Annotated in this window: 15 protein-coding genes; 9 read left to right on the top strand and 6 right to left on the bottom strand. The window is 67.8% G+C overall.

Features of this window, described 5'->3' with window-relative positions:
- Positions 1-9 precede the first annotated feature (9 nt).
- From rpmH to ACZ50Z_RS22375, 9 genes are all read left to right on the top strand, one after another.
- Positions 10-153 carry a 50S ribosomal protein L34 gene (gene rpmH, locus ACZ50Z_RS22415; protein WP_003874369.1) on the top strand — a complete coding sequence of 48 codons (144 nt, stop codon included), beginning with the start codon at positions 10-12 and terminating at the stop codon, positions 151-153.
- Positions 154-175: 22 nt separating this feature from the next.
- A complete protein-coding gene (gene rnpA / locus ACZ50Z_RS22410; protein ID WP_464485526.1) occupies positions 176-535 on the top strand; it encodes a ribonuclease P protein component in 360 nt (119 codons plus the stop codon).
- The gene (gene yidD / locus ACZ50Z_RS22405) at positions 532-876 is read left to right on the top strand and encodes a membrane protein insertion efficiency factor YidD (RefSeq protein ID WP_464485525.1); all 345 of its coding nucleotides are present in this window, start codon (positions 532-534) and stop codon (positions 874-876) included. Before rnpA ends, yidD begins: the two co-directional genes overlap by 4 nt.
- Positions 857-1945 (top strand): membrane protein insertase YidC, encoded by a 1089-nt coding sequence (yidC, locus tag ACZ50Z_RS22400; RefSeq protein ID WP_464485524.1) that lies wholly within the window; start codon positions 857-859, stop codon positions 1943-1945. Before yidD ends, yidC begins: the two co-directional genes overlap by 20 nt.
- A gap of 82 nt (positions 1946-2027) precedes the next feature.
- Complete coding sequence (locus tag ACZ50Z_RS22395; protein ID WP_464485523.1) at positions 2028-2594, top strand: Jag family protein; 567 nt, start codon at positions 2028-2030, stop codon at positions 2592-2594.
- Positions 2595-2672: 78 nt separating this feature from the next.
- Positions 2673-3413, top strand: coding sequence for a 16S rRNA (guanine(527)-N(7))-methyltransferase RsmG (rsmG, locus tag ACZ50Z_RS22390; protein ID WP_464485522.1), 741 nt, complete (start codon positions 2673-2675; stop codon positions 3411-3413).
- The gene (locus ACZ50Z_RS22385) at positions 3410-4402 is read left to right on the top strand and encodes a ParA family protein (RefSeq protein ID WP_464485521.1); all 993 of its coding nucleotides are present in this window, start codon (positions 3410-3412) and stop codon (positions 4400-4402) included. The genes rsmG and ACZ50Z_RS22385 overlap by 4 nt, the downstream gene beginning before the upstream one ends.
- A 23-nt stretch (positions 4403-4425) precedes the next feature.
- The gene (locus ACZ50Z_RS22380) at positions 4426-5421 is read left to right on the top strand and encodes a ParB/RepB/Spo0J family partition protein (RefSeq protein WP_464485520.1); all 996 of its coding nucleotides are present in this window, start codon (positions 4426-4428) and stop codon (positions 5419-5421) included.
- Positions 5422-5684: 263 nt separating this feature from the next.
- Positions 5685-6437, top strand: coding sequence for an acetyltransferase (locus ACZ50Z_RS22375; RefSeq protein ID WP_464485519.1), 753 nt, complete (start codon positions 5685-5687; stop codon positions 6435-6437).
- Between the two features lie 7 nt (positions 6438-6444).
- On the opposite strand, the gene ACZ50Z_RS22370 is transcribed toward ACZ50Z_RS22375, so the two are convergent.
- From ACZ50Z_RS22370 to ACZ50Z_RS22345, 6 genes are all read right to left on the bottom strand, one after another.
- Positions 6445-7665 (bottom strand): N-acetylmuramoyl-L-alanine amidase, encoded by a 1221-nt coding sequence (locus ACZ50Z_RS22370; protein WP_464485518.1) that lies wholly within the window; start codon positions 7663-7665, stop codon positions 6445-6447.
- A gap of 134 nt (positions 7666-7799) precedes the next feature.
- Positions 7800-8153, bottom strand: coding sequence for a thioredoxin (trxA, locus tag ACZ50Z_RS22365; protein ID WP_464485517.1), 354 nt, complete (start codon positions 8151-8153; stop codon positions 7800-7802).
- Positions 8150-9160, bottom strand: a complete 1011-nt coding sequence (gene trxB, locus ACZ50Z_RS22360) for a thioredoxin-disulfide reductase (protein WP_464485516.1) — start codon at positions 9158-9160, stop codon at positions 8150-8152. The genes trxA and trxB overlap by 4 nt, the downstream gene beginning before the upstream one ends.
- A gap of 103 nt (positions 9161-9263) precedes the next feature.
- Positions 9264-10034: a hypothetical protein gene (locus ACZ50Z_RS22355; RefSeq protein WP_464485515.1), complete on the bottom strand. Its 771-nt coding sequence runs from the start codon at positions 10032-10034 to the stop codon at positions 9264-9266.
- Positions 10035-10094: 60 nt separating this feature from the next.
- Positions 10095-10682: an RNA polymerase sigma factor SigM gene (gene sigM, locus ACZ50Z_RS22350; protein WP_464485514.1), complete on the bottom strand. Its 588-nt coding sequence runs from the start codon at positions 10680-10682 to the stop codon at positions 10095-10097.
- A gap of 79 nt (positions 10683-10761) precedes the next feature.
- A complete protein-coding gene (locus ACZ50Z_RS22345) occupies positions 10762-14334 on the bottom strand; it encodes a lipid II flippase MurJ (protein WP_464486356.1) in 3573 nt (1190 codons plus the stop codon).
- Between the last annotated feature and the right edge of the window lie 60 nt (positions 14335-14394).

The following is a 14394-nucleotide window of genomic DNA, read 5'->3' as shown; positions in this document are numbered from 1 at the left end:
GAGAACGTCGTGGCCAAGGGCAAGCGGACCTTCCAGCCGAATAACCGGCGCCGAGCCCGCGTGCACGGCTTCCGTTTGCGGATGCGGACCCGTGCCGGACGCGCGATCGTGTCCGGTCGGCGCCGCAAGGGCCGCCGCGCGTTATCTGCCTGATTGCGGGACAGGTCTTTCGGCGGTGCTTCCCGCACGCAACCGCATGACGCGGTCAATTGAGTTTGACGCGACGGTGAAGCACGGGATCCGCATGGCACAGCCCGACATCGTCGTGCACTTCCGGCGCGAAACCGACCGCGGCGACGCGACGGCGCCGCACGTCGGACTGGTGGTCGGCAAGCCCGTCGGGTCGGCCGTGGAACGCCACTGCGTCGCCCGCCGCCTGCGGCATGTGGCCCGCACGATTCTGGGTGAACTCCAGGAGTCCGACCGGGTGGTGATCCGGGCGCTGCCCAGTAGCCGGACCGCGTCGTCGGCCCGTTTGGAACAGGAACTGCGGCGCTGTCTGCGACGGATCCCGGCGACGGGAATCGCACCGTGACGAGACGGTATCCGGTGGGCGCATTCACCGTTGGAAGGTCCGCCGCGCGTGCACTGATTTTCCTCATCCAGCTCTATCGGCATATGGTGTCGCCGCTTCGTCCGGCGACCTGTCGCTTCATTCCGACCTGTAGTCAGTACGCGGTCGACGCGTTGAACGAGTACGGGTTGTTCCGGGGGACCTGGTTGGCTGCGGCCAGACTCGCCAAATGCGGACCATGGCACGAGGGCGGATGGGATCCGATACCGGATCGTCCTGAATGCCAAGGGAATTGCCAAGATGCCAGCGACGCTTGGGCCTTCCGAGCGACGCGAGGGGAGAGTGAGTCTTTTGTCCTTTGACGTTTTCAGCCTCGACTTCGTCTACTACCCGGTCTCGTGGATCATGTGGGTTTGGTACAAGTTGTTCGCCTCCATGCTGGGGCCGTCGAACTTCTTCGCCTGGGCGCTGTCGGTGATGTTCTTGGTCTTCAGCCTGCGGGCTCTGCTCTACAAGCCCTTCGTGCGGCAGATCCGCACCACGCGGCAGATGCAGGAGTTGCAGCCGCAGATCAAGGCGTTGCAGAAGAAGTACGGCAAGGACCGTCAGCGCATGGCGCTCGAAATGCAGAAGCTGCAGCGCGAACACGGCTTCAACCCGATTCTCGGCTGCCTGCCGATGCTGGCGCAGATCCCGGTGTTCATCGGTCTGTATCACGTGTTGCGTTCGTTCAACCGAACCACCGGCGGGTTCGGGCAGCCGCACCTGTCGGTGGCCGAGAACCGGCTCACCGGAAACTATGTGTTCACCCCGACAGACGTGGCGCACTTCCTGGACGCCAACTTGTTCGGCGCTCCGATCGGTGCCTTCATGACGCAGCGCACCGGTCTGGACGCATTCACCTTCTTCAGCCGGCCGGCCGTGATCGCCGTGGGATTGCCGGTGATGGTCCTGGCCGGGGTCGCGACGTACTTCAACAGCCGGGCATCGGTGGCGCGGCAGAGCCCTGAGGCGGCGGCCAACCCGCAGACGGCGATGATGAACAAGCTTGCGCTGTATGTGTTTCCGCTCGGCGTGGTGGTCGGGGGGCCGTTCCTTCCGCTGGCGATCATCCTGTACTGGTTCGCCAACAACATCTGGACCTTCGGGCAGCAGCACTACGTCTTCGGGATGATCGAAAAAGAGGACGAGGCCAAGAAGCAGGAGGCGATCGCGCGCCGGGCGGCCAACGCGCCGGCGCCGGGAGCCAAGCCGAAGCGCAACCCGAAGGCGGCGGCGCCGGGCGGGAACGGTTCGGGCGCGGAGTCAGAGGTGTCCGGATCCGCGGAGGCGGATGCCGAGGGTGCTGACGGGCAGGCGACGGAAGCCACCGAGGCGCCGAGCAATCGGACACCGCGCCCGGGGGCGCGGCCAAAGAAACGCAAACGCTGATTACGGCGGACAAGCTATCGGGGCGAGCCTGGGCAGGGCGGCCCCACCCGGGCTCAGACCCATGGATGAGGGAGAGAAAGACATGACAGACGCCGACACCACCGAACGCGACGTGGACACGGAACTCGAGACGCAAGAGCCGGCCGTGGACACCAGCCAGGGCGACGCCGAGGAAGGTGACGACCTGGAGGAGCGGTTGGTCGCCGAAGGCGAGATCGCCGGGGACTACCTCGAGGAGTTGTTGGACCTGTTGGACTTCGACGGCGACATCGACTTGGACGTCGAGGGGAGCCGGGCCGTCGTGAGCATCGACGGCGGGGACGACTTGAACAAGTTGGTCGGCCGTGGTGGCGAGGTACTCGACGCGCTGCAGGAGCTGACCCGGTTGGCGGTGCACCAGAAGACCGGCGTGCGGAGCCGGTTGATGCTCGACATCGCGAGCTGGCGCCGGCGTCGGCGCGAAGAGTTGGCGGCGCTCGGCGACAAGGTGGCGCGGCGGGTGCTGGACTCGGGGGAGCGCGAAGAGCTGGCGCCGATGACGCCCTTCGAGCGGAAGATCGTGCACGACGCCGTGGCCGCGGTCTCCGGGGTGCACAGCGAGAGCGAGGGCGTCGAGCCGTCGCGCCGCGTGGTCGTGCTGCACGACTGACACTCCAGAGTTACAGCGGTGTAGTTCGTCTGCTCCGGAGGGCTGCCGAAGGGTGAAAGTGCATGCGCCGACTAGAGGATGTTTCACGTGAAACATGGCGGCCCGGCCGAAGCCGCGGGTGGGAGCGCGGGCCCGACCCCCGGCCCCGGCGCCCCTCCGGATTCGGCCACGGCCGCCTTCGGGCCGCGGCTCGAGATCGCGGAGCGGTATGCCGCGCTTCTCGCCGACGCGGGCGTGGAGCGCGGGCTGCTCGGACCGCGAGAAGTGGGCCGCATCTGGGACCGCCACATATTGAACAGCGCCGCGGTCGCCGAACTGCTGGACCCGGGCGAGCGCATCATCGATATTGGCAGCGGCGCGGGGCTGCCCGGCATACCGCTGGCGATCGCGCGGCCCGATCTCGAAGTCGTATTGCTTGAGCCCCTCCTGCGCCGCAGCGAATTTCTCAACGAGGTCGTCAACGAACTAGGGTTAGCCGTCGAGGTGGTCCGCGGCCGAGCGGAAGAACCTGGAGTGCGTGGCCGGTTCGGGGAGAGGGATGCGGCGGTGTCACGAGCGGTTGCGGCGTTGGACAAGCTGACGAAATGGAGCATGCCGTTGCTACGCCCGGGCGGTCGGATGCTGGCCATCAAGGGGGAGCGGGCGTCCGAGGAAGTTGAACAGTTCCGGCGTGTGATGGCAGCATCGGGCGTCGCTGATGTCAGGGTGGTCACATGTGGCGCGGACTATTTGCGTCCCCCCGCAACCGTAGTTTCAGCGCGACGCGGACAGCGGCCGCACCACAGGTCGACACGGACCGGGAAGGCTCGAACGCGATGACTTCTCCAGCAGACAAGCCGGTGACTTCGCGGGTGGGGGAGAGCGCTGCAGACCCGGCGCTCGCGCCGCGAGCGGACGCCCCCGCGGCTCAGTCGCCGCCGGCGCCGCCGAATGTTTCACGTGAAACAACGGCCGAATTCGACACCCCGATCGGGGCCGCCGCCGAACGGGCCATGCGGGTCTTGCACACCACGTACCCGCCGCTGCGCCGTCCGGCTCGCCGCCGAGTCTTCACCGTCGCGAACCAAAAGGGCGGTGTGGGCAAGACGACCACCGCGGTCAATCTCGCTGCCGCCCTCGCGCTGCAAGGGCTCAAGACTCTCGTCATCGACCTCGACCCGCAGGGCAACGCGAGCACGGCGCTAGGCATCACCGATCGCAAATCGGGGACGCCGTCGTCGTACGAGGTGTTGCTCGGCGAGGTCTCCGTCCACGACGCCCTGCGGCAGAGTCCGCACAACGAGCGACTGTTCTGCATCCCCGCGACGATCGATCTGGCCGGCGCCGAGATCGAATTGGTGAGCATGGTTGCGCGTGAGAATCGGTTGCGCAACGCTTTGGCAGACCTCGACAGCCTCGACTTCGATTGCGTCTTCATCGACTGCCCGCCGTCGCTCGGCCTGCTGACCATCAACGCGCTCGTCGCCGCGCCGGAAGTCATGATCCCGATCCAGTGCGAGTACTACGCCCTCGAGGGTGTCTCGCAGTTGATGCGCAACATCGAGATGGTCAAGGCGCACCTCAACCCGAAGCTCGAGGTGAGCACCGTGGTGTTGACCATGTACGACGGACGCACCAAGTTGGCAGACCAGGTCGCCGAGGAGGTGCGCCGCTACTTCGGGAGCAAGGTGCTACGAACGGTGATCCCGCGCAGCGTGAAGGTTTCCGAGGCACCGGGCTACAGCATGACCATCATCGATTACGACCCCGGTTCCCGCGGGGCGATGAGCTACCTCGACGCGAGCCGCGAACTCGCCGAGCGCGATTGACCACCATCCGTGAAGGGACGACCATGACGCAGCCGTTACGCAAAAAGGGTGGCCTCGGCCGGGGGCTGGCTTCGCTGATTCCCACCGGTCCCGCCGAGGGCGACTCCGGCCCGGCAACCCTCGGTCCCCGGATGGGCGACGCGGCCGCGGACGTCTTGATCGGGGGTCCGCCACCGCAGGACGCGTCAGGCACCGCTTCCATGGGAGCGGTCTACCGCGAAATCGCGCCGGCCGACATCGAGCGCAACCCGCGTCAGCCCCGGCAGGTTTTCGACGAGGAAGCGCTGGCCGAACTGGTGCACTCCATCCGCGAGTTCGGACTCTTGCAGCCGATCGTGGTGCGGGCGGTCAAGGATTCGGCCAGCGGTGCGCGCTACCAGATCGTGATGGGGGAGCGGCGTTGGCGAGCGGCCCAGGAGGCCGGGTTGTCGACGATCCCGGCGATCGTGCGCGAGACCGGCGACGACGACCTGCTGCGCGACGCCCTATTGGAAAACATCCACCGGGTACAGCTGAACCCCTTGGAAGAGGCCGCCGCCTACCAGCAGCTGCTCGACGAGTTCGGTGTCACCCACGATGAACTCGCGGCCCGCATCGGACGATCGCGGCCGTTGATCACCAACATGATTCGCTTGCTCAAGCTGCCCATCGCGGTGCAGCGGCGGGTGGCCGCCGGGGTGCTGTCCGCCGGACATGCCCGCGCACTGCTATCCCTGGAGGCCGGTCCCGACGCCCAGGAAGAACTGGCCACCCGCATCGTCGCGGAGGGGTTGTCGGTGCGGGCCACCGAGGAGGCGGTCACCCTGGCCAACCGGTCCGGTGCTAGCACCCCGACACCTCCGCGACGCAAGCCGATCCAGATGCCCGGCCTGCAAGATGTCGCCGATCGGCTGTCGACCGCCTTCGATACACGCGTGACGGTCAGCCTGGGCAAACGCAAGGGCAAGATCGTCGTCGAGTTCGGGTCGGTGGACGATCTACAGCGAATCATCGACGTCATGTCGCCGCCGAAGGCCTGATCTAGGACACGGTGTAATTACGTCACTGTGACACTGGGGCCGGCGCGGCGGGAGATTTCGGCGCCCCGGCGTGACGGCTTGGCGAAACAGCATGGGTAGCAATGACTTTCGGAAGGCGGCGGCCCGCGGCCGCCCCGCGGCAGCGTTTTGACGGCGCCAACCGGGATGGCCAGGTTAAAGCTGGCCCGATCCCGACCACCTCTCCTATCCTGGAGGGGTTGTCGGTGCAGATGGCTGCAGTACCGCACAGGAGCAGGAGGCTAGTGTCCGCTCGAATCACGCCGCTGCGGCTCGAGGCCTTCGAGCAGCTTCCCAAGCATGCCCGCCGGTGCGTCTTCTGGGAAGTCGATCCGGCGACCCTCGGTAACCAGGATCACCTCACCGACCCCGAGTTCGAAAAAGAAGCGTGGTTGTCGATGGTGATGCTGGAGTGGGGCTCGTGCGGGCAGGTGGCGACCGCGGTTCCCGACGAGCGAAGCCAGGCTGAGCCGCCGTGCCTGGGTTATGTGTTTTACGCGCCGCCGCGCGCGGTACCGCGCGCTCAGCGATTTCCGACCGGACCGGTGTCCGCGGACGCGGTGATGTTGACGTCGATGGGCATCGAACCCGGCCCGGCCGCCGACGACCTGCCGCACGGCCTGATCGCCCGGGTCATCGACGAGTTGGTGCGACGCGGCGTGCGAGCGCTCGAGGCCTTCGGCCGCACCCCGGCGGCTTCGGAATTGCAGGATCCGCGATTAGTGGGCCCGGATGTCCGGGCGGTGTTGGAAGCGGTCGGCGATTGCTCAGTAGACCGCTGTGTGATCGACGCGGAGTTCTTGAAGGACGCGGGTTTCGTTGTGGTGGCACCGCATACGTACTTCCCGCGACTGCGCCTCGAGCTCGACAAGGGGCTGGGATGGAAGGCCGAAGTCGAGGCGGCCCTGGAGCGGCTGCTGGAAAGCGCGCATCTGGAGCAGCCGGTCGGCGCCGGTTCGACGGCGGGAAATGCGTTGGGGACCACCCTGGGTGGTTAGCGGGTGGTTACGAGCCGCCCAGCTGGCTGGTGCGCTCGACCGACAATTCGTGGGCCAGTAGCTCGGCGAAAGTGAATGTGCCCGTGGGACGGTCGTTCTTGCCCAGCAGGTAGAGCCGCTTGACCGCGGCGAGGATTCCCTCGGCGATGGCGTCACGGGTCTGGGTGGAGACCAGCATCGCGCGGTCGCGCGGATTGGTGATGTAGCCGATGTCGACCTGGACCGTCGGCATTCGGGTCAGGCGCAGCAGGTCCCACGTCCGACCGTGCGTACGGCAGTCACGTAAACCGGTGCGGGCCACCACTTCTCGCTGGATGAAGTCGGCGAGATTGCGCCCGATGGTGGACACCGAACCATGGGAGTTGCCGAAGTGAAAGGACGCCACCCCGTTGGCGGCGGAGCTGAGCTGATTCTCGCAGCGCAGGCTGATCATCAGGTCGGCGCCGACGTTGTTGGCGGTCGCCGCGCGTTCGGCGTCCAGGGGGCTGCTGTTGACCGGCCGCGACAGGAAGGTCTCCATGCCGATCGCGGTCATGCGGCCCTCGAGCCGGCTCGCCAAGTCCCACAACACATCTGCTTCGCTGACCGGTCCAGACGCGCCGTGCACGATCAGGCCGTGGTCCGCACCGCCGCGGCCCGGATCGATGATGATTCGCTTGCCCGACAGCTTGGGACCCGAGCGGCGCACCAGTTCTTCTTCGCGCAGCGCGTGCGGCGACCCGCCGGTGACGCGTGAACTCAGAAAGTACAAGGACCGCAACGTTTCCGGGCCGCAGATACCGTCGGCGGACAGTCCGTACTCGCGCTGATACGACATCAAAGCGTTGTGCGTCTGCAACCCGAAATAGCCGTCGACCAGGCCGGTGTAAAAGCCGAGATCCTGTAGCCGCGCCTGCAGTGTGGCGACGTCGTCACCGAAGAGGGGGGCACCGAACTGGTGATACAACGTGCGCGCGCCCAGCCGGTACGACGCTTCCTTGAGTGCGCGGTAGGTGGCTTCGCCGACAATGCCGTCCACGAGCAGCCCGCGATGTTGTTGGAAAGCACGAACCGCCTGGTCAAGTTCGGCGTCGAAAAGTTCCAGGGCCACGTGCCGGCCGGTACTGAGATCCTCGTCGGAGCCATCCAGCAGGCCCAATGTGGCCAGCGTGGCCCGGATCTCGGTCACAGCGGCGCTGCGGTCACCACAGCGCAGCGCGTCGCCGTATTCGCGGCGCGGACTCGACATACCAAGGGCCCTCCGGGACAAACTGACATGCTCACATATGGGCAACAGCTCACCGTATTGTCGCAGACGCTTGGCAAATTCCAGAAAACCCCAGGCTATGCGCCGGGGTGTGGTGCGCCCTATTCAGATGACGATCAGCTGAGGCCCGGTACCGCGTCGGAAAGCTCGCGCAGCAGTGCCGCCTTGCCCTTGGCGCCGACAATGCGCTTCACCGGCTGGCCGTCTTTGAACAAGATCATGGTGGGGATGGAGACCACCTGGAAGCTCTGGGCGGTTTCCGGGTTGGCGTCGACGTCGAGCTTGGCGACGGTGAGGTGATCGCTGCGCTCGCCGGCGATCTCCTCGAGTACCGGCGCCACCATCTTGCAGGGCCCACACCATGTGGCCCAAAAGTCAACGAGCACAGGCTTATTGCTGGACAACACCTCGGTCGAAAATGATGCGTCCGAGACTTCTATTGTGGCCCCGGTCTTTTCGGCATCGGTCATTGTGGTGCTCCAATCAATGTGTTGGTACTGCCCGGAAATTCGGTGGCGTCGCCTTGGGCGGCGGCGCTGGATTCTTCGTGGTCGGCGAGCCAGCGTTCGGCGTCGATGGCGGCCGAACAACCGCTGCCGGCCGCGGTCACGGCTTGGCGGTAGGTGCGATCCACCAGATCCCCAGCGGCAAACACCCCCTCAATCGAGGTACTGGTGGTACGACCCTGCACCAGCACATAGCCGTCGGGATCGGTCTCGAGCACCTCGCGCACCAACTCCGAACGCGGATCGTGCCCGATGGCCACGAACACCCCGCTCACCGCCAACGTCGACTCTTTACCGGTCACCGTGTCGCGCAACCGCAACCCCGTCACCGTCTGGGCACCCTCGACCGCTTCGACCGCCTTGTTGGTCACAAACGTGATCTTCTCGTTGGCCCTCGCCCGCTCCAACATGATCCGCGAGGCCCGGAATTCCTCGCGCCGGTGCACCAGGGTGACGCTGCGGGCAAAGCGGGTCAAAAACGTGGCCTCCTCCATCGCCGAATCCCCACCCCCGATCACCGCGATGTCTTGATCCTTGAAAAAGAACCCATCACAAGTCGCACACGACGACACCCCGCGACCTAACAGCTCCTGCTCGCCGGGCACCCCCAGATACCGGGCGGCAGCACCCATCGCCAAAATGACCGCCCGCCCGCGCACCGTCTCACCCTCGCTGGTGGTCACCGACTTGATCGGACCATCCAACGACACGGATTCGACATCCTCCATCCGCAAATCAGCCCCAAAGCGCAGGGCCTGCTCACGCATCTGATCCATCAACTCCGGGCCCATGATCCCCTCACGAAACCCCGGGTAGTTCTCCACCTCAGTGGTCGTCATCAACGCCCCACCAAACGACGTCCCCTCAAACACCACCGGCGCCAACTGCGCCCGCGCCGTATACAACGCCGCGGTATACCCCGCAGGACCCGAACCAATAATGATCACGTCATGCACAGTGTCGGCGGTCATGAAAACCTTTCGAGCGATCGTCTCTGGACCCGTATAAACGCCAGCGCAGGCACGGCTGTTCCCGGGTGTTCGGGATAACACCGGCACCGCCCATGGCACCACATTAGGGGCCGGGCACCTGGGTATTGGCCAACAGCCCGGTATCGGCGGCGCTGCAATTCGGCGACACGGCGTAGACAGCCAGGACGTGCGGGCTGTCGCCGGCTATCACCAGAACGACGCCGGGGCGGGCGTTGATCTGGACCGGCCGCGCACCCAGTACCTGTGTGGCCGCCGGGTAGCCGAGGCCGGTGAGGCAGGAGGCGCGCCGGGCGGGGTCGTTGAGTGCGGCCCCGGAGGAACCGAAGTCGGGAGCGCGGTCAAGCAGGCCGAGGATCTCGCCGGGGGAGAGCGGGATCTCCATCGGCGCCGTCGACAGCGTGATGTGCTGGACGTCGTCCGGGGTGCTCGGCGCGGGTTCGGGAGCGTGCAGGAGCGCGACGGTGCCGAAGCCGATCGCGGCTAGCACTGCGCACAGACCGGCGACCGCCGCGATGATGCGGGCCGGCCGGGGGCGCGGGCGCGCGGAGTGAGCGGCGCGGCCGTTCGGGGGGTCCGCGGATCGCAGCGCCGCGGCGATGCGGTCGGCGACCTGCGGGGGTTGGTCCGGCGCGCAGGCCGGGTCGGCGCCCACGGCGGCGACGTCGCGGCGGACGCGGTTCAGCGCGGCGAGCACGCCCGCCGCGTGCGGATCGGTGCGGACCTGCCGGCGGACCCGCGCGGCCGCCTCGTCGTCGAGCGCGCCGGCCTGCAGATCGGCGAGTAGTTCGACGGTCAGCGCCGGGTCTGGTTCCGCGTCGCGGTGATCCGCCCCATCGTTGTCCGCCGCATTCATCGGACCCAGTGTCCGTCATGCGCCGACGGATGGCCACGGATGGGCCCGCGTGGTGACGGGTCAGGCCTGGCCGGTGGCGCCCTCCGGTGTGGCGCGGGTGCCGGCGTTGAGGTAGCCCAGTAGCTCGGCGAGGCGGCCGCGGCCGCGTGCGCAACGGCTCTTGATCGTGCCTTCGGCGACGCCGAGCAGTCGGGCGGTGTCGGCCACCGAGTAGCCCTGCATGTCGACGGCCACGACCGCTGCCCGTTGCTCGACGGGAAGCCGCATCAAGGCGCGCTGCACCGCCAGCGTCGTCTCGACCTGGGCCGTCCGGTCGGCGACCGGGTAGACGTCCTCCAGCGGAACGGTCGGGTGGGCCTTCGTGCGGCGCAGCCGATCCAGGCAGGCGTTGACGACGATGCGGTGCAGCCAGCTGCCGACGGCGGCGTCGTGGCGGAACGCTCCGGCGCCGCGGTGGGCGGAGAGCATGGCGTCTTGCAGCGCGTCTTCGGCATCCTCGGGCGTGCGAGTGGTGAGCCGGGCGAGCCGGTGCAGGTGGCGCTGATGGCGAACGAAGAGCTCGCTGAAGGCGTAGCGGTCCCCGGCGACGTGGGCTGCCAGCAGCTCGGCGTCACTGCGGTCGCGCTTGACGTTTCTCCCGAAGCCCACGGCCGGACATTAACCAATCCAGTATCGGGCGGCACTTCACTCGGAGGCGGTCATGTGAGTCTGTGGAACGCGCCGCGGATCAAGACGCAGCCTGGACCGTGATCTCGAAAAAGCCCGCCTGGCTCTTGCCGCCCGTAGTCCCCAGCGTGGAGATCCAGACCAGCAGATTCGACGTCGGCGAACCGGCCCTGACCGGGATGACGTTGTGGCCGGGCTTGAGCGTGAAGGCCTGCGCCAGCAGCTTGGTGTCGTTGAGGGAGGCCGGCGCGGATGAGGTGGCCGCGCGGATCTCAACCTTGGTCCCGGAGCTGGGTGTGTCAATGGTGACCTGGCCGATGACGGTCGGGTTGGGCAGTTGCAGGATCAGACCCTCACCCTGCTTGAAACTGGGGAAGGGGACCGCGTCGGTGTACACCTCGGTCGCCCAGGCGGTGGAGGGGTCGCCGTCGATCGCCTGTCCGGCCGTGCCCGGGTTGTCGACCTCGCCGTCGGGGGAGTAGACGCTTGCCCGCGTGGGCTTGACGACGCTGCCGGCTGCGGCCGATGTGGTGGTCGACGGCGCCGACGTGGACGACGAGGGGCCGTTGAGTCCAAGCTCGTCCTTGTTGAGGCCACCGCCGACGTTGCCGAAGATCTTGCTCACCACCGACGCCAGCACCAGCAGGGCCACCACGATGACGGCCAGGCCGGCGCCCGCACCAATGAGCAGGTTGCGCCGGCGGCGCGCGAAGGTCGCCTGCTCCTGAGCCGGCGAGATGAGCGCCGTCGACGGCGAAGGGGAATCGTCGATCGGCCCGAGCACCTCGGTGCGGTCGGCGACCGCGGTGGCCTGCTGAAGCAGGTTCAAAAGCGTTGAGGCGCTACGTATTCCGCCGTCCTCCTGAACCGCCCGGACGGCGACCGCGGAGATCTGGAACGGGATGTCGCGGTCGACGGCCATAGGTTCGACGGGATTGCCCGACGAGTCGCGTTCGGCCGGCGCGAGCCCGCTGCGCACCCCGCTCTCCCGCAACGGCCACCGGTTGACCAGCAGGGCATACAGCGCGGCACCGATGCCACGGATGTCGTCTTGAGGGTTGGCGTCGGGCATGGTCGCCGGGTAGGCCAGCACGACGTCGCCTTCGATGCTGACCCGCACCCGGCTGGGGTGGTCGATCGACAGCGCGACGCCGGCGCGATGGGCCGCGTCGGCGGCGGCCGCCAGCGACTGCATGGCCCGCACGGCGCCCACCGGTGACGGTGCGGTGTCGGCGACCTCCTGCAACGAGCCACCCCGGATCCACTCGGAGACCACCAGGCCGCCCGAGCCGGTGTGCACGACGTCGAGCACGCGGGCAATGCCTGGTTTGTCGATGCGGCTGAGCCGCAAGGTGCGGGACAGGATCTCCTGCAGCACTTCGTCGGGCAGGGCGCCGTCCGGGTCGACGAACGTCAGCGCCACCTGCCGGTCCAGCGCGGTGTCCAGCGCCTGCCAGAACTGCAGCGGCGGGGCGCCGCCATGGAACACCAGCAAGCGATACCGGCCGCCGGCGATCCGGGCGCCCGGCACCAAGTGGACGTCGTCACCCGCGTCCGCGGCACGCTCGCGGGGCACATCGAAAGGGGCGCGCCGGGATTCGCCCGCGACATCGCCGTTGGCCGGGTCGGAGAGGCGCGGCTCGGGCGAGCGCGGAGCTGCCCGTTTCGGCTCGTCGGCGGGGATGTCGGGCTGGAAGTCGTCGGCGACCGGCCGCGAAGTCCCTGACCCTGTGCCGGGCCCGGCGCTGGATGCGGGGCTCTCCATCGGGCGGTCGGTCACCTCCGGTCCTTTCGCTAGCCGGGCTCGGTTTGCCCGCTCCGGAGGCCTGCGCCGGATCGGCTCCTGGACCGCATTGACCCCAGGCGGGGACGAATTCCTCTGCTCAGGGTACGTGACCGGGCGCCGGTGAGACGATCGATCCGCTGCCTTCGGCCTGCGGGGCCGCGGCCCTCGGCCCGTGATGCGGAACCGCAGCGCGTCCAACGCGGCCTGGGCTTCGGGGACCTGCGCGCGGAGCATGACCGCGGCCGTGATCGGCAGCATGATGAGGGCCAGCACGAACAGGCGAAGCAGCGAGCCGGCGCCGCCGTGGTCGGTCAGCCGGTCCAGCCCGAACAGCCGATCGGCCACGTGCGCGATCAAGCCGGCCAGCATGGATGCGGTCAGCGTCACCAGGATCGTGCGCACCTCGCCGACGCCGACCAGCTGCCCGCCCCCAGGCAGCAATGCGCGTCGCAGCAACACGTAGCCGATGAGAGCACCCGCGAGAAAACCGACACCATTGGCCAACCCCAGGAAACCGGCCACCAGCTTGGGGTCGTTGGTCAGGTGAGGCGCCAGCACCGAGCCGAGGATTTTGACGGCCGTGATGACGAGGATGATCACGATCGGCGTCCAGGGCTGTTCGCGCGCGTAGAACACCCGCAGCTGCAAGAGCACCAGCCCGTAGGGGATGAGCGTGAACGCCGACAGCGCGATCGCGGCGCCGAGGTATCCGGCGTCGACGTTGCCGAAATGGCCGTAGGCGAACAGCGCGCTGCCCATCGCCGGGCCGCCGACGGTCATGAAGGCCACGATCGGGATCAGCGTGATCAACGTCAGCCGGGTGGCCAGCGACAGGTCGGCGAGCACCGCCTTGGTGTCGTTGGCGGCCGCGTTGCGGCTCAGTCGCGGCATCACCACCGTCAACACCGTCACCCCGATCATGCCGAACGGCAGCATCAGGACCATCCAGGTGTAGTTGTAGATCGCGGGCCCGGATGCCGCTGCGGTGCTGGCGATTTGGTTGCCGACCACCAGTCCGAGCTGGCTGATCAGGACGTAGAGGACCATGGCGGCGGCCATGGTGCCGAAGCGTTTGAGGCGTTCGTCGATTCCCCACAGCGGGCGCAGGTCGACGTGTTGTCGTCGCAGCGCGATCAGCAGCATCCCGGTTTGCGCGAAGACGCCGAGCGTGGTGCCGATGGCGAGCACCAGCAGCTTGGTGTTGCCCATCCGGACGGGATCGACCGAGAGCTCACCGGGGACGGCCGCATAGATCGCCAGGGTGGCCAGCGCGACGACGTTGTTGACCACGGGCGCCCACGCGGTGGGCCCAAACACGTTGCGGGTGTTGAGGATCGCCATGAACACCGAGGTGAGGCCGTAGGCGAGGACCTGCGGGAGCAGCAGGTAGGCGAAGGCCACGGTCAGCGGCTCGTTGACCTGCGGGTCGCGGCCCAGCATCAGCCGCACCAGCAGCGGGGCGGCCACCACCGAGACCACGGTGGCGAAGACCAGCAGCGCCGTGGTCAGCGTGACCAGGCGCCGGACGAACGCCGCGCCGCCGTCGGCGTCGCCCTGCTCGGCGCGCGCCAGCACCGGCACGAAGATCGCGGTGAACGTCGCCTCCAGGACGAGGGCCGCCACCAGGTTGGGCAGCTGATTCGCTACCGAGAATGCGCTCGACAACGCGGCGCCCAGGATCGCGGCGAGCAGCACCACCCGGGCGAAGCCGGTGAGCCGGCTGATCAATGTCGCGAAGGCCATCGCCCAGGACCGCGACACCAGCGCGGCATCCGACAGCTCCGGGCGTCGACGATCGATCCCGGCGGGCACGGGCGGCAGCGGCCCGGTCGGCGGCGAGCCCTGCATCCGGGAACGCGGCGACGGCTCTGGCAGGCGGTGATGGTGTGAGGGGGCCTGCCGGTAGGC

Source organism: Mycobacterium sp. NTMscope_MAC_269, assembly GCF_976985695.1.
The sequence above is the reverse complement of the archived record's forward strand: the minus strand, read 5'-3'. Positions and strand labels throughout refer to the sequence as shown.

What these genes read in the sequence shown, in the direction of transcription:
- ACZ50Z_RS22370 (WP_464485518.1), bottom strand. Translation starts at nt 7,665, where the DNA reads ATGTCGAGTCCGCGCCGCGAATACGGCGACGCGCTGCGCTGTGGTGAC.
- ACZ50Z_RS22380 (WP_464485520.1), top strand. Translation starts at nt 4,426, where the DNA reads ATGACGCAGCCGTTACGCAAAAAGGGTGGCCTCGGCCGGGGGCTGGCT.
- ACZ50Z_RS22355 (WP_464485515.1), bottom strand. Translation starts at nt 10,034, where the DNA reads ATGAATGCGGCGGACAACGATGGGGCGGATCACCGCGACGCGGAACCA.
- ACZ50Z_RS22395 (WP_464485523.1), top strand. Translation starts at nt 2,028, where the DNA reads ATGACAGACGCCGACACCACCGAACGCGACGTGGACACGGAACTCGAG.
- trxA (WP_464485517.1), bottom strand. Translation starts at nt 8,153, where the DNA reads ATGACCGATGCCGAAAAGACCGGGGCCACAATAGAAGTCTCGGACGCA.
- ACZ50Z_RS22345 (WP_464486356.1), bottom strand. Translation starts at nt 14,334, where the DNA reads ATGCAGGGCTCGCCGCCGACCGGGCCGCTGCCGCCCGTGCCCGCCGGG.
- trxB (WP_464485516.1), bottom strand. Translation starts at nt 9,160, where the DNA reads ATGACCGCCGACACTGTGCATGACGTGATCATTATTGGTTCGGGTCCT.
- ACZ50Z_RS22385 (WP_464485521.1), top strand. Translation starts at nt 3,410, where the DNA reads ATGACTTCTCCAGCAGACAAGCCGGTGACTTCGCGGGTGGGGGAGAGC.
- rsmG (WP_464485522.1), top strand. Translation starts at nt 2,673, where the DNA reads ATGTTTCACGTGAAACATGGCGGCCCGGCCGAAGCCGCGGGTGGGAGC.